The sequence below is a fragment of the Nocardia gamkensis NBRC 108242 genome, from assembly GCF_001612985.1.
GTDB lineage: Bacteria > Actinomycetota > Actinomycetes > Mycobacteriales > Mycobacteriaceae > Nocardia > Nocardia gamkensis.
This window is the reverse complement of sequence record NZ_BDBM01000031.1, coordinates 27,801-48,188: the sequence shown is the minus strand read 5'-3', so window position 1 is coordinate 48,188 and position 20,388 is coordinate 27,801. Positions and strand designations below refer to the sequence as shown.

19 protein-coding genes are annotated in these 20,388 nt (G+C 67.2%); 7 read left to right on the top strand and 12 right to left on the bottom strand.

The annotated features are described in order from the left end of the window. Positions 1-81: 81 nt before the first annotated feature. The 3 genes from NG1_RS23530 to NG1_RS23520 are packed head-to-tail and all read right to left on the bottom strand — an operon-like array spanning position 82 to position 2,977. Positions 82-1,638 carry an FAD-dependent oxidoreductase gene (locus tag NG1_RS23530; RefSeq protein ID WP_062974182.1) on the bottom strand — a complete coding sequence of 519 codons (1,557 nt, stop codon included), beginning with the start codon at positions 1,636-1,638 and terminating at the stop codon, positions 82-84. After that, positions 1,635-2,126 (bottom strand): alpha/beta fold hydrolase, encoded by a 492-nt coding sequence (locus NG1_RS23525; RefSeq protein WP_062974180.1) that lies wholly within the window; start codon positions 2,124-2,126, stop codon positions 1,635-1,637. The genes NG1_RS23530 and NG1_RS23525 overlap by 4 nt, the downstream gene beginning before the upstream one ends. Beyond that, the gene (locus NG1_RS23520) at positions 2,126-2,977 is read right to left on the bottom strand and encodes an alpha/beta fold hydrolase (protein ID WP_062974178.1); all 852 of its coding nucleotides are present in this window, start codon (positions 2,975-2,977) and stop codon (positions 2,126-2,128) included. Before NG1_RS23520 ends, NG1_RS23525 begins: the two co-directional genes overlap by 1 nt. A gap of 110 nt (positions 2,978-3,087) precedes the next feature. Here NG1_RS23520 and NG1_RS23515 point away from each other — a divergent pair, with 110 nt between their 5' ends. Both NG1_RS23515 and NG1_RS23510 read left to right on the top strand, forming a co-directional pair. Next, on the top strand, positions 3,088-3,795 hold the full coding sequence (locus NG1_RS23515) for a TetR/AcrR family transcriptional regulator (RefSeq protein ID WP_245660013.1): 708 nt from the start codon (positions 3,088-3,090) through the stop codon (positions 3,793-3,795). 107 nt (positions 3,796-3,902) lie between these two features. After that, positions 3,903-4,670 (top strand): SDR family oxidoreductase, encoded by a 768-nt coding sequence (locus NG1_RS23510; RefSeq protein ID WP_062974176.1) that lies wholly within the window; start codon positions 3,903-3,905, stop codon positions 4,668-4,670. Positions 4,671-4,783: 113 nt separating this feature from the next. Here NG1_RS23510 and NG1_RS23505 read toward each other — a convergent pair whose 3' ends face one another. Beyond that, the gene (locus NG1_RS23505) at positions 4,784-5,347 is read right to left on the bottom strand and encodes a TetR/AcrR family transcriptional regulator (RefSeq protein ID WP_062974174.1); all 564 of its coding nucleotides are present in this window, start codon (positions 5,345-5,347) and stop codon (positions 4,784-4,786) included. Between the two features lie 108 nt (positions 5,348-5,455). On the opposite strand from NG1_RS23505, the gene NG1_RS23500 reads away from it, so the two are divergent. Continuing rightward, on the top strand, positions 5,456-6,298 hold the full coding sequence (locus NG1_RS23500; RefSeq protein ID WP_062974172.1) for an SAM-dependent methyltransferase: 843 nt from the start codon (positions 5,456-5,458) through the stop codon (positions 6,296-6,298). 97 nt (positions 6,299-6,395) lie between these two features. Next, positions 6,396-7,133: a TetR/AcrR family transcriptional regulator gene (locus NG1_RS23495; protein WP_063910413.1), complete on the top strand. Its 738-nt coding sequence runs from the start codon at positions 6,396-6,398 to the stop codon at positions 7,131-7,133. A gap of 82 nt (positions 7,134-7,215) precedes the next feature. Here NG1_RS23495 and NG1_RS23490 read toward each other — a convergent pair whose 3' ends face one another. Then, the gene (locus NG1_RS23490) at positions 7,216-8,208 is read right to left on the bottom strand and encodes a helix-turn-helix transcriptional regulator (RefSeq protein WP_062974170.1); all 993 of its coding nucleotides are present in this window, start codon (positions 8,206-8,208) and stop codon (positions 7,216-7,218) included. A 61-nt stretch (positions 8,209-8,269) separates the two neighbouring features. Between NG1_RS23490 and NG1_RS23485 the strand changes: the two genes are divergently transcribed. Further along, positions 8,270-8,623 (top strand): YybH family protein, encoded by a 354-nt coding sequence (locus NG1_RS23485; protein ID WP_210750509.1) that lies wholly within the window; start codon positions 8,270-8,272, stop codon positions 8,621-8,623. 87 nt (positions 8,624-8,710) lie between these two features. Here NG1_RS23485 and NG1_RS23480 read toward each other — a convergent pair whose 3' ends face one another. The 4 genes from NG1_RS23480 to NG1_RS23465 form a co-directional block, all read right to left on the bottom strand. After that, on the bottom strand, positions 8,711-9,874 hold the full coding sequence (locus tag NG1_RS23480; RefSeq protein WP_062974168.1) for an MAB_1171c family putative transporter: 1,164 nt from the start codon (positions 9,872-9,874) through the stop codon (positions 8,711-8,713). Position 9,875: 1 nt separating this feature from the next. Further along, the gene (locus tag NG1_RS23475; RefSeq protein WP_062974166.1) at positions 9,876-10,388 is read right to left on the bottom strand and encodes a zinc metalloprotease; all 513 of its coding nucleotides are present in this window, start codon (positions 10,386-10,388) and stop codon (positions 9,876-9,878) included. A 273-nt stretch (positions 10,389-10,661) separates the two neighbouring features. Beyond that, entirely contained in the window at positions 10,662-10,937 is a 276-nt protein-coding gene (locus NG1_RS23470) for a GlsB/YeaQ/YmgE family stress response membrane protein (RefSeq protein WP_040871565.1), read from the bottom strand. Between the two features lie 80 nt (positions 10,938-11,017). Further along, on the bottom strand, positions 11,018-11,350 hold the full coding sequence (locus tag NG1_RS23465) for a spore photoproduct lyase family protein (protein ID WP_369691022.1): 333 nt from the start codon (positions 11,348-11,350) through the stop codon (positions 11,018-11,020). Between the two features lie 255 nt (positions 11,351-11,605). On the opposite strand from NG1_RS23465, the gene NG1_RS23460 reads away from it, so the two are divergent. After that, positions 11,606-14,401, top strand: coding sequence for an aminotransferase class I/II-fold pyridoxal phosphate-dependent enzyme (locus NG1_RS23460; RefSeq protein ID WP_062974162.1), 2,796 nt, complete (start codon positions 11,606-11,608; stop codon positions 14,399-14,401). A 79-nt stretch (positions 14,402-14,480) separates the two neighbouring features. On the opposite strand, the gene NG1_RS23455 is transcribed toward NG1_RS23460, so the two are convergent. From NG1_RS23455 to NG1_RS23445, 3 genes are all read right to left on the bottom strand, one after another. Then, positions 14,481-15,470, bottom strand: a complete 990-nt coding sequence (locus NG1_RS23455) for a BtrH N-terminal domain-containing protein (protein ID WP_062974160.1) — start codon at positions 15,468-15,470, stop codon at positions 14,481-14,483. 176 nt (positions 15,471-15,646) lie between these two features. Continuing rightward, positions 15,647-16,177, bottom strand: a complete 531-nt coding sequence (locus NG1_RS23450) for a hypothetical protein (protein ID WP_157114185.1) — start codon at positions 16,175-16,177, stop codon at positions 15,647-15,649. Between the two features lie 3 nt (positions 16,178-16,180). After that, a complete protein-coding gene (locus tag NG1_RS23445) occupies positions 16,181-17,377 on the bottom strand; it encodes a protein kinase family protein (RefSeq protein ID WP_062974156.1) in 1,197 nt (398 codons plus the stop codon). Between the two features lie 190 nt (positions 17,378-17,567). On the opposite strand from NG1_RS23445, the gene NG1_RS23440 reads away from it, so the two are divergent. After that, positions 17,568-20,381, top strand: a complete 2,814-nt coding sequence (locus tag NG1_RS23440; RefSeq protein WP_168434158.1) for a helix-turn-helix transcriptional regulator — start codon at positions 17,568-17,570, stop codon at positions 20,379-20,381. The last annotated feature ends 7 nt before the right edge of the window (positions 20,382-20,388 follow it).

Sequence of the window (20,388 nt, the reverse complement as noted above, 5' to 3'; positions counted from 1 at the left end):
GCAACGAAATGCAATGGTGAACCGGTACCGAAATCGACCATCAGATGCCACATCAGCGCATTTCCACACTCGTGAACGCCCTCAGCAGCGCTGCGAATCGGAGACGGCTGGGATCATCGCGCCGGCGTGCGCCATGGTTACCCGCGCCATGTCGGTGGTGGCGATGGAGCCGATGTAGCCGTCGGGACGGATCAACAGGAGTGCGGAATCGGCTACACCGTAGATCCGGGCGAAGGAATCGGTGATGTCGGCGAGCAGGACATCGGCGTCCGCCTGCTCTCCGCCATTGATAGCGACCTTCTTCAATCCCGCGCCCGACGACGGCCACGTCAACGCGGCCAGTTCCTTCACGGCCGCGCGGCGGTAGCCGATCGCGGTGAAATGCGGTCCGGAGAAGAGGTCGAACAGGCGCTGCGCTCCTCCGGCCGCGTTCAGCAGTTTCGCGTCCGGCGCCCGGTCGCCCACCCGCAGCGTTCCGGTTTGTTCGGCATCGGCCGTGACCAGTGGGCCGCCGCGGTAACGCAGGCCGAGCTGGCGTTCGTCGTCGCCGCGTTTGATCGAAGACGGCTCGAGTTTGGCCAGGCCCTCGTATTTCTTGGTCGACAAGCCCAAGACTCCGGCCGCGATCGGCTGCCGCTCGGCCTCGTAGGTGTCGAGCAGACTGTCCGGTGCGCCGGCGAGCACCTGGCCGAGTTTCCAGCCCAGGTTGTAGGCATCCTGCAAACCGGTATTGAGTCCTTGCGCACCCGCGGGGGGATGGACATGAGCGGCGTCACCGGCGATGAATACCCGTCCCGCCCGGTACCGGTCCGCCAGGCGAATATTGGGGCGGAATACCGATGTCCAACCGATGCGCGACAAGCGGATGCGCTTGTCGCCGGTGTGCTTGCGGATGCGCGCGTTCAGGCTGTCCTCGTCGAGGGCGGGCTCCTCACCGGGTTGCAGACGGATCATCACCTGGAAGACATCGGAGTGCGGCAGCGGGCACGCGCCGACGAACCGGCCGTCCGGACGCGGCCACACATGCCAGCGGTTCCGGGAAAGACCGTCCACCACGGCGTCGACGATGATCATCCGATCGGCTTCGTCCGTCGCGCCCTCGAAACCGATGCCCGCCGTTTTTCGGACCGTGCTCGCCCCACCGTCGGCGCCGACAAGGTAGCGAGCGCCGATCTCTTCGGCACCGTCGCCGCCGGCGACCGTCGCAACGACCGCATCCCGATGTTGCTCGAATCCGACGAGTTCACGTTTCGATTCGACCGTCACGCCCAGCCGCTGCAATCCGGCGCGCAGCGCGGCATCCGTGCGGAATTGCGGAATCAACCACGTATTCGGATGCGGCACATCGGATGTCAGCTCGCTGCGGGAGACCATGTGCCACGGAATCGTCACCGGACCCGCATGGATGCCCAGCAGGGGGTACTCGGCGCCGCCTGCGCGGATATCGTCGAGGACGCCGAGATCCTCGAGCACTTCCAGGCTGCGCGGCTGGATTCCCTTGGCGCGTGAACCGTCGAAGGACATCGCGGCTTTGTCGATTATCCGTACCGCCAGGCCGCGGCGGGTCAGATCGATCGCCAGGGCAGTGCCGGTCGGCCCGGCGCCGACGACGAGAACGTCGGTCGGTTCGGTCTTCATCGTGACGACTCTTTTCTGGCAGTATCGACAAACGCGGTGAACAGCAGACTCGTCCGGGCGGGCTCCTCGTAGGGCACCATGTGCCCGCAAGGCGAAACAATGTGGAAAGCCATAGCCACCAATGCACCCATCGAAGCTCCGACGAGGTGGAAAGGCTCGGCCAGATCCAGCCGCTGGGTCAGCTCAGCGATTTGCCGCACGAACAGGGCCTCATCGTAGGCAGCCGCCACACGATCGGAATAGCCACGTCCGTAGGCACTGAAGGTAACGGTACGGAATCCGCGCGAATGCAGCTCGCCGACGAGTTGATCCCAGTAGAACAGCGGGGTGGTCAGACTGCCCGCGAATACGACGACCTCGCCGCCCTCGGGCCCGGCCATCTCGTAATGCGTGATCCCATCACCGCATTCGATGAAGTCACCACGTAACTCGGCACGTGTGGCCTGGTCCAAGTGGCGGGACTCGCCGGGCACCACGAAGTACTTCATCACTGTCCCTCCGTCGACGAGTCCGCCTCGGCAGTCAAGAAGTTCAATAACGCGCTGGTCACCCAGTCCGGATCTTCGTCGGGCAGCAGGTGGCCGCCGCTGGGGTGAATCCGTTCGACGCTGCCTGCGATATCGCGACTGAAATACTGTCCGTCGACGGATGCGCTGCGCAGCACCAGCGTGGACGCTTCGATGGCCGGAATCTCGGCGGTGCGGTCGATCTGTTCGGTGTTGGCGAAGTCGATGAACGCCTCTTGGTTGCCGGGCCGGGTCAGCATCGCGTGCACCCGGTCGACCATCGCGTCATCCACCACCGACTTGCGCGACCCCACCGCCGATCGCAGATTGCGTTCGGTGGCCGATCGAGACGACAATTTGCGCATCAACACGCGACAGGCGGGGTTACGCGCCAGCCACAGCGCCAACGGCAACGACTTGCCCGGGTAACCGGTGGCATTGATCAACACCAGCCGGTCCACCCGCTGCGGGTAATCCAGCGCGAAGTTCCAGGCGATATTGCCGCCGAGGGAATTGCCGACCAGCGAAGCCTTGGAGACTGCGATGGCGTCCAAGAAGGCGGCGACCGTCTCGGCGAAGGTTTGTATCCGGTAGTCCCGGTCGGCGCGCGGACCCGTGAGCCCGAAGCCGGGCAGGTCCGGGCGAATCACATCGAACGACGACGACAGCGCGGCGGCCACCTGGTCGAAGCAGTGCAGCGAGGAGCCACTGCCATGCAGAAGGCACACGGACGGCCCCGTCCCGGCCCGCTTGTAGTGGAGGTTACGGCCCTCGACGATCGCGAAGCGCGAATCAGAGTCGATGTAGTCATCGGCGGCTGCTCGTCTACTCATAATGGTGACAGTGTTGCCGATATATGCGCACAGGTCAAGCGATATCGGCAACATCGTGACCGATACATGATGGTCATATGTCCAACTTTTCGATGCGCAACAATGCGAGTGTGACCACTGCCGATTCAGACGCCGTCGAGACCCCGGCTCGCCGCTCCCCCGGCCGTCCGCGGGTCCCGTTCGAGCGGATCGTGACGACCGCGCTGCGCATCATCGACGAGGAAGGCGCCGACGCGCTGTCGATGCGAACGCTCGCGCAACGTCTCGAAACGGGCACCGCCGTGCTCTACCGAGCGGTCGCCAATCGTGCCGAACTCATCGCCCACGTGGTCGACTCGGTCCTCGGCGAGATCGAAATCGACGACACACCCGCCGGCGACTGGCAGCGCGCGTGCGTCACCGCCGCGGAGGCCATCTTCACGGTCCTGCACCGTCATCGTGGGATCGCGCCCCTGCTCATCGAGCAGGTGCCGATCGGACCCAATTCGCTCGTGTTGCGCGAGCGAGTCCTGGCCACACTGCTCGCCAACGGGTTTCCCCCGGAGTCCGCGGCACTCGTCTACGCCACCCTTGCCCGCTATGTCGCCGGCTTCGCCGCACAGCTCCAAGGCCACGACACCGAAGCCAACATCAACCCCGCGGCAATCACCACGCTTTATCGCCAGCTCGATCCAGCGCGGTTCCCCGCCACGATCGCCGTCTCCGATTGCCTGCCGAGGCAAACTCTGGAAAGCGAATTCCGCTTCGGCCTGCAACTGCTCGTCGCGGGCCTCGTGCCGCTGCACGACGCCGTGGCGGGCGCGGCAGGCTCCGCCTGATTCGTTGCACCACCGGTGATGTACGACACACGCCTGCCCTGTTATGGCGATCGGGCCGGAGGCGTCTTGTGTTCGTCCGATACACGACGAACAGCTAGGAGCCGACCATGAGCGGGCACACCACACACAGGAAAGTCGCGCTGATCACCGGGGCGAACAAAGGGATCGGCCGGGGGGCCGCCGAACAACTCGCGGCGCTGGGTACGACGGTCCTGCTCGGAGCCAGGGATCCGCTGCGGGGAGAGGAAGCCGCGGCGGCACTGCGCTCGGCAGGCGGCGACGCCCACGCCATCGTCCTGGATGTCACCGACCCGGTCACCATCGAGGAGGCGGCGAAGCGGATCGAGGAGCGTTTCGGACAACTCGACGTGCTGATCAACAACGCCGGAATCACCGGCTCCGGGCAGGTTTCGCCGCAGGACGCGCACGATCAGGTGCCCAGTACCGTCGACCTGCAGATGGTCCGGGCGGTGTTCGAGACCAACGTTTTCGGCGTGATCGCGGTGACCAATGCGATGCTGCCACTGCTGCGGCGCTCGCCGGCGCCGCGCATCGTGAACGTCAGCAGCCACGCCGCTTCACTCACTCTGATCAGCGACCCGAACGGCCCCTTCGCGGGTTTGCTGCCGTCGGCCGCCTACAACCCTTCCAAGTCCGCGCTGGCCGCGCTGACCGTCAACTACGCCAACGAACTGCGCAAGGACGGATTCCTCGTTAATGCCGCCTGCCCCGGCTACGTCGACACCGACAGCAACAATCACACCGGGTTCCTCACGGTCGCGCAGGGCGCCGCGGTCCTGGTGCGCCTGGCCACTCTCGGCGCCGACGGACCGACCGCTGGCATGTTCAGCGAGGACGGCCCGGTGCCCTGGTGAAGACGAATCGAGCGGTGTGCTTCGCGCGAATGGTGGCTCGTCGGGCGGTGACACGGGCCGCACCGTATGCGGCCGTGCCGCGCTGATAGCCGGCGGCCGTCGGCAGCGCCCGATCACGGCTGCCCCATACGGTCGACGATGCTCGAGGCGATACCGGTGGCGGCTTGATAGCTGTCCTCGTCGCTGATGTCGAGGTCGCCCATCATGGACAGGCTCCAACTGATGGCCAGCAGGGCTTGGCGGGCGTGGAATTCCGCCAGCGGCGAGGAGTCGGGCTGGGTCATCAGACCGGCGAGAACTCGGAACTGGTAGCGCAGGCTGGTCCCGAAGCCGAGGTCCCGGAAGGCGGGCTGGTTTTCGGCCCAGAAGCGGATCATATCCTTGCCGAGCCCGTGGAGCAGTGCGCCGTAGCGGCTGACGATCTGCCGGGCGCGTTCGGGGCCCGGCGGTGCGGATTCGGCCCACTCGACGATGTCGTCGATGCCGCGGCGCAGATCCTCCGAAAGGCTTGCGACGATGTCTTCCTTGGTGCGGAAGTGGTAGTAGAGCGCGGCTTTGGTGATGCCGAGGCGTTCGGCGATCTCCCGCAGCGACGTCTTCTCATAACCGCGTTCGGAGAACAGTTCCATGGCGACGGAACGAATTCGTTCCCGGGTGTCGCTGCGACGCCTATCCATGGGATTCCTCGATTTTGCTTGACGACCGGCTAGGTGGAGCTTAACGTCACCTCCTAGCACAAATAACTAGCCGGTCGGCAAGTTGAATCGGAGCTGTGGGGAGAACCGATGACCGAAGAGGCAGCGAAGGCGCCCGTCGTGGGCGCGGCCATGACCGCGATCGGGGTCGCGATGATCCGGGCACGCGAATCCGAGCGGCCGGATCGGCTGTACGACGACCCGTGGGCGAAGCAGTTCGTCGCCGCCGCCCGGTCGGATTTCGAACCCGAGCGCTGGGCCCGGCTCGAGACCCTGGCGGAGCAGTTCTATGCCGGGCGCAGCCTCGGTGTGCGGGTGGTCGATGATCGGGTACGTGAGGCGATCGACGCCGGTTGTCGCCAGATCGTCTTGCTCGGCGCCGGCTTGGACACTCGCGCCTTCCGGATGGGGCTACCGGAGTCCGTACACGTCTTCGAGATAGACCTGCCCGGGCTGTTCGCGTTCAAGGAGCCTGTACTGACCCGGGCCGGTTCCACCGCGACCTGTCGACGCCAGGTCATCGCCATGGATCTGGCGGAGGATTGGGCAACGGCGCTGAGGAAGAACGGTTTCCGTCCCGATATCCCGACCTATTGGGTGGACGAGGGCGCGCTCGCCTACCTGCCGCCCGAGCAGAACCGTCGAGTCGTTCTGACACTTACCGAATTATCCTGTCGAGGAAGTCGTTTCGGCGTCAGCGGATTCCGGGTCGACGCCACGGCAGGCCCGTATCCCGAGTTGCGCCGCCTCGTCTCCGGCGATGCGGCCCCTCCGCGCGCGGCCGGCGGCCTCGGCGACGATGTCGAACAGTGGCTCGACGAAATCGGCTGGGATACCGAGTTCCGCAGCTGGAGCGACATGGTCGCACCGCTGGGCCGCCCGGTGGCGGAACTCGACCCGGACGTCGGGAATATCGCCGCGATCCGCCGGTGACCGGCAGGCCGAGATCCCTCGACGATCCGCTCCCCGCAGATAGCATGCACACTTAGGATATGTCCGGTTCGGTTTCATCGGACAGGCTAGGGGTGTTGTGGGCGCACGAGCCGGCGGACAGCGGCGTCAACCCAATCAGGAGCGCGCGAAGGCGACCCGGGAGCACATACTCGATACCGCGGCACGGTTGTTCGGTGAGCGCGGAATCTCGACGACCTCGACCAACCGGATCGCGGCGGAGGCCGGGGTGAGCATCGGCACGGTCTACCGATACTTCGCCGCCCGTGATGTCATCGTCGACGCCCTGCTCGACCGCATGCTCGACCACGTCGAACGCCGCTTCGCCGGTTGGGTCTCCGAGCTGTCGCAGCAACCGAGGCCCGATCTGCTGTCCTCGGCACCGCAGGTGATCACCGAGATGCTGCATTTGTTCGCGGCCGAACTGGCCGCCAACGCCACCCTGGTGCGCGCTCTGATCGGGGGCGTGCAGTTCTACAGCAGCGGTCTGCCCGAGTTCGAACCCCGCCTGAATCGCTTGGTCAACACACTGCTCGTCCAGCTCCTCGGGCCCGGTGACGACGGCGCACACGATACGATGACGTTTGTACTGATCAACACCAGCTTCGCCGCGGTCCTGCGCGCCACAGCGACAGACGTCGACCCCGACCTGCGCCACCGGACTATCGCCATGACCGGGCGGATGATCGGCGTATGGATCCAGGCCGAAGCGACCAGCGCCATCGACAAGTCCCGAACCGCACACGCTGGACCATCGACCGCGATGTCACCGAAACAGCGAAAGCCGCAACGAATCAGGACACCACACGCTCGATAGCGTTCGCCGCCGGAACCTCACCAGAGATCTGAAAATGCCCGGAGGCGGTCAGAGCCGGTGTCCGGCCGTTCAGGAGGACGCCTCACGTTGTTCCGGTTCGGCCGGACGACTCTCCGTAGCAGGTGGCGATTGCGGCGGCGCGGTCGCGCAGGGAGGTGCGCAACCACTGCGGGGTGAGGGCTTCGGCGTCCGCGCCGAGCTGCCACAGGGCCCATTCGGCGTGCCTGCGATCTTGGAAGCCCACCTCGAGTCGCAGCCGGCCGTCCGCGTCGGCTTCTTCGGCGCGGACGGCGAGTGCGGTGCGCACCAGGTCTTCCCGGCGTGCCGGGTCCACCCGTACCAGCACGGTGACTCGGTCGCCACCGGTCCGGAACTGCGTGCTGCGTTCCTGCCAGGCGCGGTCCAGATCGACTCGTTCCGGTCGCTGTGCGGGTTCGGGAAGTTCCTCGGCGGCCAGCACCCGCGACAGCCGGTAGGTGCGGTCCGCGCCGGACACGGTCGCCAGCAGGTAACCCTGGTCGCGTACGGTGACCAGGCCGATCGGGTCCACCGTTCGCCACTTCGCGGTCTGGGCTACCGCCGCGTAGTGGATGCGCAGCTTGTGTCCGGCGAACACCGCGCGGCGGATCTCGCCCACTACGGTATCGGGCACCTCTTCGGGGACCAGCCGTCGTGCGAGGAGGTCGGTCTCCGGGTCGACGAGCAATCGCTGGGCCGCGCCGGTCGCGGTGGCCCGATAGCTTTCGGGTAGCGCGTCGACCACCTTGCGCATGGCCGAGGCGAGCGCGGAACCGAGGCCGAATGCTTGTGCGCCGCGCCGTGATCCGGCGACGAGCAGGGCGAGCGCCTCGTCGTGGTTCAGCCCGGTGAGTTCGGTCTGGAAACCGGGTAACAATGCGAAACCGCCGTGCCGTCCGCGTTCGGCATAGACCGGGACGCCTGCCGCGGAGAGGGCTTCGATGTCGCGCAAGACGGTGCGGGTGGATACCTCCAGCTCGCGGGCGAGCATGTCGGCGGTCAACCGACCGCGCTGACGCAGCAGCAACACCAGCGAGACCAATCGGTCGGCGCGCATCCGAAAAATCTACCGGAATACACGACAGAGGATGTCGTGATTCGCTGGGAGGCTGATCATCATGACAAACGAGAACATGGCCACCGACCCCGACGATCTGGGCAGGTACTTCATCGAGCGCGCCAATGCGGGCGACGTCGAGGGGCTGGTGGCGTTGTATGAGCCGAACGCCGTGCTGGCGTTCCCACCGGGCAACCTCGCGACCGGACACGCGGAGATCCGCAAGGTGTACGAACAATTCGTCGCGGCCGCGCCGGTGCTCTCGCCGGGTAGGCAACATCCAGCGCTGGTGAGCGGCGACCTGGCATTGACAGCGTCCACGCTGACCACCGGCGAGGTGACTGTCGAGATCGCCCGTCGCCAGCCGGACGGGTCGTGGTTGTGGGCCGTGGACCAGCCGGCGCTCGTGCCGTAGCGGTGCGGCGGTGGGCCGGCGTGACCGAGCCCACCGCGGCGCAGCGGCGTCGAGGCGGGTCCCGATGGCCGGTCCGCGTCACCGGCGTTACGGCTGCTTTGTCAGGCGGCGGACGTGTGGCCATGCCTCGGCGAGTGCGAGCAGCCGGCGCAACTCCGCGGTGAGATCCCGTGCCCCCGGCCGGATTCGGTGGCGGGATGTCATCCGGTTCGCGTTCGGGGGCCGCCCGGCAGCTTTGGCGGCAATCGCCTCGGCGACGCGGCGGGCATAGATATGTGGGTCAGCGCCGGTGGCGGCAAGATCGTCGGGGCTGTCGCTGTAGCGCTTGAGATGCAGCAGGCTGTCGCGGATCTCGACCGTCATGCGGTGCAGACGGATGGCCGGGTCGGTTCGGCCGTCGCGGTCGTGCGCCTCCAGAACGATTTCGGGGACGGCTGCGGCGAGATCGGCCCACATCGGTTGCAGGCGGCGGCAGTATCGGCCGGTGCGGTCCCATCCGAGGCGGCTGAGCAGGGTGCTGATCAGCGGCACCGTGATCACGGCGGGAGCGCCGACGGCCGAGAGAAGGAAGCCGCTCCATGCTTTCCAGTACATCTCCGGATCGAATGACGGCCGGCCGGTCACGACATCGCAGGCGGTCTCGATCGGGTAGAGGACCGCCACGATCCCCATGCCCACGGCGGTGCACAGGACGACTGCGTACAGGGCACGTTCCTGCCAGGTGGTGTCCCCCGCTGCGCGCATCTCGCGCACGCTCACCCGTCCGACGAGCAGGGCCGCAGCGCCGAGCGGCAGGGAAAACGCGACCCAGACCACGACAGCCGGCCAGCCGAGGGCTTGGTCGATCAACTGATCAGCGCGGCGGGCGGGCGCCCCTGCGATCAGGATGACGGCGGTGACGACGATCGAGAGCAGGTAATAACGCCGCTGCCTGCGCCACGTCTGGGCGGGGTCGGCGCCCGCCCACAATTCGGCGATGCCGTAGATATTCGAGACGGCCAACACGGTCGCTCCCAGCGAGAGCTGCCGGGCGAGGTTCACCACGTCACTGTCACCGCCGGGCAGCAACCAGACCAGTGCCTGTTCGAACCGTGCCTCCCGCAACAGGTGTTCGCAGATACCGGCGGCGAGCGCGCGGTTGACGAGACGGTCGACGACGCTGTCTGCCAACAGCCACCACCGACCGGCCAGCACCCACGTGAGACCTGTCAGAACAGGCCAGGTGATCCAAACCGGGATCGGGGAGGTCATTTCACCGGTGCCGGTTTCGGAAGAACGTCGAGTGGAACCGGCTCGCCGACCGCTTCGGCAGCATCGCTTCCACCAGGAGCAGGTCGGCGAAAGTTTCGGCGGCGCGCTCGCGCTCACTGCCGTAGTCTTGGCGGCGCAGTACGCCGCGGATGGTTTCCAGCGACAGCGAGGGCATCAATTCGCGCAACGGCAGATCGGCCGCGCCTGCACCGGGACCGCTCGCGGTCCCGCCGTGGCCGAGCAGCATGTGACCGATCTCGTGGGCGATGATGTGATCGGCGTGCCATTCGGTGTCGGCCCCGTACATGATCACGTCGTCGCCGTCCCGGGCGATCCACAGGCCGCTTCCGGTGCCGCATCCGTTCCCCGAGAGTGCGCCGACGTCGATCGGGCACAGCGTGATCGGCCGTTCCCGGTACGCTGCCACCCGCGCGATGTATTCCGTCATGTCCCATGGATCGGGGATCGGTACCAGGCGACCCAGCTCCTCGAATCGCGCGGCGAGATCCTCCATTACGCCTTCCCCTCGCTGATCACGTGCCCCATGCCGATAATGCGGTGAGCCTAGTCGTCTACGGAGCATCGTCGCGGACGTGGCTTGTCGCGCAAGCTTTCTCGCATCCGTCCTCGGGGATCGGCCGCAACCTCGTCGGCCTGGGTTCACTCACTGCTCGAGCCGGCTTTTGCGCTGGTAGTACCTTCGCTCTCACGAAGAACGGCCCGAACCTCGAAAGGTTCGGGCCGTTCGAAGCGCGCGCGTTCGGCTCTACGCCGCCGAGCGCGGGTCTCAGCGCAGTGCGCCGCGACGGCCGGTCACCAACCCGACCAGGAACAGCAGGATCACCGCGCCGCCGAGGCAGGTGAAGAAGCTGAACCACAGTCCGCCGCCCTCGACATCGACTCCCAGAAGCTTCAGCAGGAACCCACCGAGCAGGCCGCCGACAACGCCCACCACGATATTGAGCAGAATGCCCTGCTGAGCATCGGTTTTCATGAACTTGCTGGCGATCCAGCCGGCCAGACCGCCGATGATGATCCAACCGAGGATTCCGAGACCGAGCATCTTATTCTCCGATTCGTCGAGTTGAGCCCGCACACTGATCGAGCGAGCGTCTGTCCTCGCCATACCCCGGTCGTGGGCCGTCAATCGCATTGCATAGCAGAGGGATCCTCACGGATCGACCGGCCGGAGCGAACGAGGCCTTCGCGGTGGGCCACGATCTTGTCGATGTTCGCGAACACCGTGATCGGGTTCGCGTAGCCCTTGCGGCGGGGGACGTAGCAGTAGGCGCACGCCATCGCGCAGCCGTTGGACGTCGAGGGCGCGATCCAATCGGCGGAACGGCCGTTGGCCCGGGCCGTGAGCGACTTCTTGACCCCGAGCACGAGGTCCTCGGTCTTGACCCGGATCCAGCGGTCGACGTTGCCCGCGTTGCCGTGCAGCTGGTCGATCTTCCAGTGGGAGGCGACGGTGATGATCTCGACCCCACCGACATTCCGGTGGACTCAGGCGACGCGGTGTGGGCAGCGCCGCCGCCGACGCGAGGCCGATCGCACCCGGAGTGGCTCGTCGGTGGACGCGCACCGGCCGAACCGGCGAGGCGGGATTTCTCGCTTGCTAGGAATTCGATCTTCGGCGGAGCACAATATTCGCAGGGGATAGATGTTCCAGCGTGATCTGCCGCATTCGACGGATCACTCGCCCAGCGATGGAGGGGCGAAACTGACGACATGCACCGAGACGGCGAGCGCCCGAAGGGGCTCAGTGTTTCCGCGCTGGCGGCGGTAGCGAACCCGTCGTACTCGCGAATCGACACGTGGAATCTGCTCGACGACGCGTGCCGCAGGCTCGCCGATGTCAACGGCGCCGGCCTGGACACCACCCGCGAAGCCGCGCGGGTGCGGCGCCTGCTCGACCGTCTCGGCGCCTATGAGCGGTACTGGCTGTACCCGGGCGCGGCCAGGCTGGCGGCGTTTCGCGGGTATGTCGCCGATCTCGCCACGGTGCGGCTCACCGAGGAAGTGTCGCTGGCCGTGCGCCTGCTCTCCGAGTACGGCGACCGCGCGGCCATGTTCGACGACGCCGCGCCGTTGGCCGATCAGGAACTCGTGGCGCGGGCCAAACAGCAGAAGTTCTACACCGTTCTGCTCGGCGACGACTCCCCGCCCGAGGCGCCCGAGGGCTTGGCGCACAGCCTGCGGGCGCTTCGCGACCCGTCGGACGACGTGCAGTTCGAGTTGCTCGTCGTGGCGAGCATCGAGGACGCCATCACCGCCGTCGCGCTGAACGGCGAGATCCAGGCGGCGATCATCCGGCACGACCTACCGCTTCGTTCCCGCGACCGGGTGCCCTTGATGACCACGTTGCTCGGCGTCAACGACGACGTGGTCGTAACCGACCGCACCCGCGACTGGGTCGAATGTGGCGAGTGGATCAGGAAGCTGCGGCCGCATATCGACCTGTATCTGCTCACCGACGAGTCGATCGCCGCCGAGACCGAGGAAGAACCGGACGTCTACGATCGCACGTTCTATCGGCTCAACGACGCCACCGACCTCTACAGCACGGTGCTCGCCGGTGTCCGGAGCCGGTTCGCCACCCCCTTCTTCGACGCACTGCGCGCCTATGCGGCCGCACCGGTAGGCCAATTCCACGCCCTTCCCGTCGCGCGTGGCGCGAGCATCTTCAACTCCAAGTCGCTCCAGGACATGGGCGAGTTCTACGGCCGCAACATCTTCATGGCCGAGACCTCGTCCACCTCCGGCGGGCTGGACTCACTGCTGGACCCGCACGGCACGATCAGGGCGGCGATGGACAAGGCCGCCAAGACGTGGTGCGCCGATCAGACCTACTTCGTGACCAACGGGACGTCCACCGCGAACAAGATCGTCGTGCAGGCCCTGACCCGGCCGGGTGACATCGTTCTGATCGACCGCAATTGCCATAAGTCGCACCACTACGGCCTGGTACTCGCCGGGGCGTACCCGATGTACCTGGACGCCTACCCTCTCGCGCCGTTCGCGATCTACGGAGCGGTGTCCCTGCGAACCATCAAGAAGGCGCTGCTCGACCTCGAGGCGGCCGGTCAACTGGACCGCGTGCGCATGCTGCTGCTGACCAACTGCACCTTCGACGGCATCGTCTACAACCCCCGGCGCGTGATGGAGGAGGTCCTGGCGATCAAGCCGGACATCTGCTTCCTGTGGGACGAGGCGTGGTACGCCTTCGCCACCGCGGTGCCGTGGGCACGGCAGCGGACCGCGATGGTCGCCGCCGAGCAACTGGAATCGGCGTTGTCGTCGCCCCGATACGCCGAGCAGTACCGCGCATGGCGTGCGTCGATGCGGGGCGTCGACCGTGCCGAGTGGAGCGACCACCGGCTGCTTCCCGATCCCGAGCGTGCGCGGGTACGCGTGTACGCGACGCATTCCACCCACAAGTCGCTGTCGGCGCTTCGGCAGGCGTCGATGATCCACATCCGCGACCAGGATTTCAAAGCCCTCGTCCGCGAGGCGTTCGCCGAGGCGTTTCTGACCCACACCTCGACCTCGCCGAACCAGCAACTGCTCGCGTCGCTGGACTTGGCGCGTCGGCAGGTCGACATCGAGGGCTTCCAGCTGGTCCGGCACGCCTACGACATGGCGCTGGTGTTCCGCCACCGCGTCCGCAAAGACCGGCTGATCGGCAAGTGGTTCCGCATCCTCGATGAGGCCGACCTGGTGCCCGGCGAGTTCCGGAACTCCGCCGTCAGCTCGTACCGGCAGGTCAGACAGGGTGGCTTGGCAGAGTGGAACGAGGCGTGGCGGTCCGATCAGTTCGTGCTCGACCCGACGCGGGTCACCCTGTTCATCGGCGAAACCGGCATGAACGGCTACGACTTCCGCGAGAAGATCCTGATGGACCGGTTCGGCATCCAGATCAACAAGACCTCGATCAACAGTGTGCTGTTGATCTTCACGATCGGCGTCACCTGGTCGAGCGTGCACTACCTGCTCGACGTGCTGCGCCGGGTGGCTACCGACTTCGAGAGCGGCCGCAACGCGGCCGGTAAGGCCGATCGCGCCCTGCAACAGCGACGGGTCGACGAGATCACCAAGGATCTGCCCGCGCTGCCCGACTTCAGCGCGTTCGACAGCGCGTTCCGTCCCGACGGCGCCAGCTCGTTCGGGGACATGCGATCGGCCTTCTACGCCGGGTACGCGGAGTCCGACCGCGAGCACGTCCTGCTCGGCGACGCGGGGCGACAGCTCGCCAAGGGGAGGCCGCTGGTGTCCGCCTCCTTCGTCGTCCCGTACCCGCCGGGCTTCCCGGTGCTGGTCCCGGGGCAGCTGATCTCGACGGAGATCCTCTATTTCCTGGCCGAACTCGATGTCAAGGAGATTCACGGATACAACCCCGACCTCGGATTGTCGGTCTTCACCGAGGCCGCGCTCACGCGGCTGGCCGCGGCTCGGCACGCGAGCGCGGCGGCGACCGACGGTGTGCCGAAGGCAGCTCCGGTGCCCGCGTGGTCGCTCAGGGCATGATCCCGGTGAGCGAGAAGAATTCGCCGAACAGGGCTTCGAACCCACCCGTGCGGCACGGGCAGGGGCGGCGTTCGAAGCGCTACCGTCCCAGGCAGTTCAGCGCCCGCATGGCCTCGTACTCCACCCGCGAAAGATCCTGGAGAAGGGAGCCTGCCTGTGCGAGGAGCCGCTCATCGCCCGATTCACCGGCTTGTGCGATCAATGCCGCGACTTCCGTCCAGAGGGTGGCTGCCTCGGTGTACAGCCCGTGGCCGGTGCGCAGGTGGCTGCTGTCGAGGGTCTGGGTGCATTCGGCGAGGAAATCGCGGTAGAAGTTCCGAAACAGCGCGCCGCCGGTGCCGGCCTTCTCCATCAAGAGGGCGGCCTGGGCGAGATCCCGCTGCGGGTCGTCGGTGCGCCGGAGCCACGTGGGCACCAGCTTGCCCGCCTTCTCGATGCCTCTGTGACCGAGGTTGGCGATGGGCGGGTTGAGGAAAGCCTCGGCGCAGGCGGTGATGGCGGGAACGATACGGCTGTGCGGGGAGGGCGGGTTCCGCCCAGCGGTGAGGGTGAAGGACCGGTGCCTGGCGGTCATCGGTCCGCGCGCGGCCCTGGCCCGGGCGAGGCCGGTCAGGCTGGTGGATACCGCTCCACCTTGCTGGTCGGTGTCCACCAGGTAGGCGTCGTGGTCGTCGTAGCCGTACACGGCGACGACGTGACCACCGAAGTGCACCTTCGAGCTGAAGTAGTCCAGGTAGTAGCTGTCGAGTTGCAGTCCTACGGGGAGGCCGGCATCAATGGGGGCGACCACGTTCTCCCAAGCCCGGCGGGCGGATGTGGTCTCCTCGACCGAGAGTTCCAGTCCGAGCGCGGCGGCCAGGTTCCTGGTGAGGTCGAAAGGCTTGACCCGTCCCCCGAGGAAGGGGAAGCCCATGTTCTTGCTGTCCCAGTAGACGAAGGACAGACCGGAGCCGAGGCCGAACAGCATGGGCTCGGACAGATCGATTCCCTGATGCCGTAGCAGTACTCCCAGGGCCGTCGTCTCGCAGTGCTGCGTACCGCGCGCGTCGACGTTCATCACCGTGGCCATGCCATGCCTCCCCGAGTGCAGATCATCAGGTCATCTCGCGGCTCCTCGCTACCCGGCCGCGCGTGTGGCGGGCGACGAAAGGAGCGTTGCCGACATGGTGGACTCTCCCGTGGCGGGAGGGTCAACGCCGTACCCGGTGCGAAGCGCTGTGGGCAGACGACCGGGGAGCTTCCTCATCAGAAACCGGTCACACAACGCCCACGGCGCCGCCGATCGGACAGTGGACGCATGCCGCGAAACCGCGGATGCACGGGAACGTTGCCGTCCACCGGAAGCCGGATGATCTGCCGTGCGCCAGGCCCCACCACCGCCTCGGTGTGACACTCCCTGTGCCAGCCGAACGGCATCAGGTGGACTCGTTCGCCGCGCTGCTCCAGACGTTCGGTCATTTCCACCAGCACGTCCAGGGTGTCGGCGAGTGCCGAAAGCACATCCACCGCGGCGGTGACACCCGGGCGATCACCCGGCACATGGGCGACGCCGTCGATGACGACCTCCCGCGCATCGGTCTCGCCGGCGATGCGCAGAACGGTCTGCACGGCCGCACCCGCGAGAGTGAGCTCCCCGTGACGCACGCCGACGGACACCCGCAGGCAATCCCGGAAACACTTGCGTACCCCGATCCCCCACTCCATATCGACCGCGCACGGCCCCTGCGCCGTCACTGTGTACTCGAAGGTCCGGCAGCGAGTACTGATGATCTGCACGGCCTAACCCTCTTCCAGCGCTTTCACGGCGTCGAGGTCCAGCACCGCGTTGGCGGTGCGCTCGATGATGCCGAGGCAGATCTCGTCCGGTTGGTATCTCGGCTGGATAGCGCTGTGGCCGATGGTCGCCAACCAGATGAAATACGGGTACAACGCCTGCTGCCGGTAGGCCAGCCACGCGGTGTCGAAATCGGGCGCGGGCGCACCGCATGCCGCGACGTGGTCGAGGTAGACGGCCAGCAGTTCACGCTCCCAATCCCGCCGGTCCTGCACGGCGAGACCGGAACCGACCACATAGGCGACGTCGTACGCCCAGCTGCCGCGCAAGACCACTTGCCAGTCGGTGAAACCCATTCGACCGCTGGAGGTTCTGTAGGTGTTGCCGATGTGGCTGTCGCCGTGCAGAAAAGTCTGTGCACCGGTGCTGGCTATCTCCAGCGATCGTTGCAGCGCGTGATAGAGCCGGTCGTGGTCGTGCGCCAGCGTTTCCGGTATCACCGCCGCCGCTCGCCGGGCTCCTACCCGCGCGCGTTTCGACATGCCGATCAACCGGTCGAGGTTGGCGAAATGCGCCCGCGGCGGCTTCAGCCACCGATGGGCCTCCAGCTCGGCATCGTTCCAGTAGCGGGCGTGCCACGTGGCCATCGTGCGCAACAGATCCTCGATCTCGGTGCGGTCGATCGGCGTCTGCGGTGTGCAGAAGGTGGCGCCTTTGGTGCTGACGATGTCCTCGAGCAAAGAGATCGTCCGGCCCGACCGATAGTCGACAGCGCTGTGGTAGCCGCGCGGCGCCTCGATATCGAGGGCCGGCCGTAGGTGGGTGAAGAAACCCGGCTCACCGCCGATGATTCCGGCCAGGTCCAAGGTGAGGCGCTGTTTGAACTCCGCGGTGGTCTTCGCGAACAACTCCTCCGGCAGGCCTGCCGCCCGGCCCGCGGCGTTGTAGGTCACGCTGAGCTTCCAGCGGGTGGAGGTGCCCGCGCTCACGTCCTGCGTCTCGAAGGAGTCGACTTCCGCACCGGGGTGTCCACCGCACAGCACGGCGGTCAGCCATTCCGCTGTCACTTCACGGCCGGTCACCGGCACGTCGCTCGGGATACGGGCCCGCTGCCGGGTCACCGTTTCCTTCGCGACATGACCACCGATGCGGGCGATCCCCCGCACAACCTCCAGTACGGGCTTGGAAGCACTGGACGCCAATGGACACTCCTCCGCTTGCTGGGTTCGGCTGCTCGCTCAACCGAGTTCCGCGCCATCGGGCACGCCTCAGGGACGGTAGGGCAGCCGAGCCGAGGGAACATCCGTCGAATCCGAGAGAAATATCCGTATGGCCCGGGCCGGGCCCGGACGCTCGATCGGCTCATCGCCCGCGATGCATAAGCTCACCCGCATGCAGAAGTTCCCCGCGCCGGTCTTCCTCGGTCGTGATGCCGAGATCGAGAACCTGGCGGTGCTCGCGCGCCGAGTCGCCGCGGGACAGGGGGCGGTGGTGCTGGTGGAAGGTGAGCCCGGTATCGGCAAGACGGCGCTGCTGGAGGCCGCCGGTGCCCGAATCGCGGCGGCGGGCCTGCGGGTTCGCACCGGCGCGGCGGTGGAATTGCAGCGCGATGTACCGTTCGCCGCGGTGCGCTCCTGGCCGGCAGCCGATGACACCGCGCCCGGCGGCGGCCCGGATCCGAGTCGCCCGCTGCTGCACAGCGGGGATCGCGCGGGCGACGCCGCGGCGACGCACGAGTTCGCCGTCAGCGAGGGGATTCTGGATCGGATCGACGCTTGGTGCGCCGCCGCTCCGGTGGCACTGATCATGGACGACGTCCATTGGGCCGACGCGCCGAGCCTGTCGGTACTGCGGCGACTGTGCGCACTGGTCGACGCGCTGCCGCTGCTACTGGTGCTCGCGGCCCGTCCGCTGCCCGCGGACCCGGCGTTCGCGGCGCTGTCGGCCGAACTCGTCGAACGGCAGGCCCCGGTGATACGGCTCGGCGCACTGCCCGACTCGGCCGCGTCGGCGCTGGTCGGGCTTCTGGTCGGCGCTCCGCCGGGGCCGGGTTTGCTGCGAATCGTGGCCGGTGCGCGGGGAAACCCGCTGCACATCACCGAATTGGTGGCCGCGTTGCTCCGCGCGGAGGCGATCACACTGGTCGCCGAAACCGCCGCGCCGCTACCGGACTCCGGCGAACCGTCCTCCGCCTCCCTGTCGACCGCGATCATCCAGCGCCTCGGACTCCTGTCCCGTCCCACGCGGGACATGCTGCCGATGGCCGCTGCCCTCGGACCCGTCATCGACGTGGGGGAACTGTCGGCCGTGCTGGACAGCCCGCTGCTGGATGTCTGGCGGGCGGTCTCCGAAGCGATGGACAGCGGGCTGCTCGCGCGGGTCGATTCCGAACTCGTGTTCCGCCACGACCTCGTGCGAGACGTGCTGGCCGACCAGTTACCCGATTCGCTGCGCTCCGACCTGCTCCGGAGGGCCGGGCAGGTCCTGCAAGCGACCGGCGCGCCGCTCGAGCGAGTCGCGTACTACCTGTCGGCGGGCGGCCACGAACTGGATCGGACAAGCCTCGACTGGTTGACGGCCGTGGCAGGCAAGTTGATCGTGCGGGCCCCCGAACTCGCGGTGCAGTTGCTGAGCCGCGCGGCGACCGCGACAGACCTCGACGGCGCCTCGCGTTCGGTTCTGGTCCGCTGGCAGGCCAGGGCGCTGCTGTGGAACGGCCGCGCCGCCGAAGCCGAAGCCGTGGTGCGCACCGCGCTGCGCACCCGACCGGAACACGACCACGATGTCGAACTCACCTGGCTGCTCGTCCAAGTCTGCCAATCACAAGGCCGCTTGGCCGACGCCGTCGCGGTCGCCGAGACAGCCCTGTCCACGATGGAACTCGGCGCCGAGGACGCGGGCAGGCTCGTGGGAATGTGCGCACTGGACAATTTCTTTCTCGAGCGGTTCGAGGCGGCGGAGCGCGCGGGCCGGCGGGCCGTGTCGACGGGACAGGCCAGTGGCACCCCGCTCGCCACCGGATACGGACTCATGGCCTTGGGTGCGGTCCGCTACACCCAGGGCTATCTCGACGAGGCGCTGGATCTGAGTACCCGAATCCTCACCGTCTTCGAGGACGGCACCGGATCGGACCAGTTCGATCCGTACGTGCTGTACGCGCACTGCCTGATCGAACTCGATCGGCTCGCCGACGCCGAACAGACGCTGCAGACGGCCATCGGGCACAACCGCCGGATGCACGGTGTCTACCTCGCCCCCAACCTGCTGGCCAAGGCGCGGCTGTATCTGCTCGACGGCCGCTGGGACGACGCGCTGGCCGAATGCGAGGCGAGTCTGGCGGCGCCCGATGTCCTCGGGTACGCGCCCGTCGCACACAGCCTGGCGGCCTTCATCGGAATCCACCGCGGCACCTTCCTGCCGGACCCCGATGCCGTTCCCGGGCCGGACGACCGGCTGGGAAGCACCGGTTACGCGCAGTTCCACCCCTGGGTGAAGGCGTTGACGCACGAGGCCCGTGGCCGTCCGGAGCTGGCGCTGGAGCTGCTGGTCGACACCCAGCGGCGACTGGCCGATGGCCTGACCGCGTCCACCCTGCACTACATCTACCCGGACATCGCCCGGCTGGCCTCGGACGTCGGCGACGAGGCCGCGGCTCGGTCGGTGGTAGCGGGCGCGGACGAACTGCTGGCTCGGCAGAAGACTGCGGGCCGGACCGGAACGGCCCTGCTGTGCCGAGCCCTGGCAGACGGCGATCCCGAAACGCTCTTCGCCGCCGCGCATGCGTTCCGGCAGTCCGGGTGGCCGCTCTACGAAGCGCAGGCACACGAGAACGCCGCCGTGCTGCTCGCCGCTTCGGGACGAGAGGCCGAGGCCCGCGGCGCGCTGGACACGGCGATAGGGCTCTACGGTCGCCTGGGTGCGTCGTGGGACAGCGCCCGTGCGGCCGCACGGGTCCGGCCACACGGGATCCGACTGGGTGTGCGCGGCCGGCGCAATCGGCCCAAATCCGGCTGGGCGGCGCTGACCGACACCGAGCGCAAGGTCGCCGCGCTGGTCGCCGAAGGTTGCTCCAATGCGGATATAGCAGCGCAGATGTTCTTGTCGCGCCGCACGATTCAGTCACATGTGTCGAACATCCTGGCCAAGCTCGACCTCCGGTCGCGGCGCGAGATCGCCGCCGCCATGCCGCGTTCGGTACTTCCGTGACGCCTCG

Excerpts from the sequence above, each read along its gene's own strand:
- NG1_RS23530 (WP_062974182.1), bottom strand. The coding sequence starts at position 1,638 with ATGAAGACCGAACCGACCGACGTTCTCGTCGTCGGCGCCGGGCCGACC.
- NG1_RS23525 (WP_062974180.1), bottom strand. The coding sequence starts at position 2,126 with ATGAAGTACTTCGTGGTGCCCGGCGAGTCCCGCCACTTGGACCAGGCC.
- NG1_RS23520 (WP_062974178.1), bottom strand. The coding sequence starts at position 2,977 with ATGAGTAGACGAGCAGCCGCCGATGACTACATCGACTCTGATTCGCGC.
- NG1_RS23510 (WP_062974176.1), top strand. The coding sequence starts at position 3,903 with ATGAGCGGGCACACCACACACAGGAAAGTCGCGCTGATCACCGGGGCG.
- NG1_RS23505 (WP_062974174.1), bottom strand. The coding sequence starts at position 5,347 with ATGGATAGGCGTCGCAGCGACACCCGGGAACGAATTCGTTCCGTCGCC.
- NG1_RS23500 (WP_062974172.1), top strand. The coding sequence starts at position 5,456 with ATGACCGAAGAGGCAGCGAAGGCGCCCGTCGTGGGCGCGGCCATGACC.
- NG1_RS23490 (WP_062974170.1), bottom strand. The coding sequence starts at position 8,208 with ATGCGCGCCGACCGATTGGTCTCGCTGGTGTTGCTGCTGCGTCAGCGC.
- NG1_RS23485 (WP_210750509.1), top strand. The coding sequence starts at position 8,270 with ATGACAAACGAGAACATGGCCACCGACCCCGACGATCTGGGCAGGTAC.
- NG1_RS23480 (WP_062974168.1), bottom strand. The coding sequence starts at position 9,874 with ATGACCTCCCCGATCCCGGTTTGGATCACCTGGCCTGTTCTGACAGGT.
- NG1_RS23475 (WP_062974166.1), bottom strand. The coding sequence starts at position 10,388 with ATGGAGGATCTCGCCGCGCGATTCGAGGAGCTGGGTCGCCTGGTACCG.
- NG1_RS23470 (WP_040871565.1), bottom strand. The coding sequence starts at position 10,937 with ATGCTCGGTCTCGGAATCCTCGGTTGGATCATCATCGGCGGTCTGGCC.
- NG1_RS23460 (WP_062974162.1), top strand. The coding sequence starts at position 11,606 with ATGCACCGAGACGGCGAGCGCCCGAAGGGGCTCAGTGTTTCCGCGCTG.
- NG1_RS23455 (WP_062974160.1), bottom strand. The coding sequence starts at position 15,470 with ATGGCCACGGTGATGAACGTCGACGCGCGCGGTACGCAGCACTGCGAG.
- NG1_RS23440 (WP_168434158.1), top strand. The coding sequence starts at position 17,568 with ATGCAGAAGTTCCCCGCGCCGGTCTTCCTCGGTCGTGATGCCGAGATC.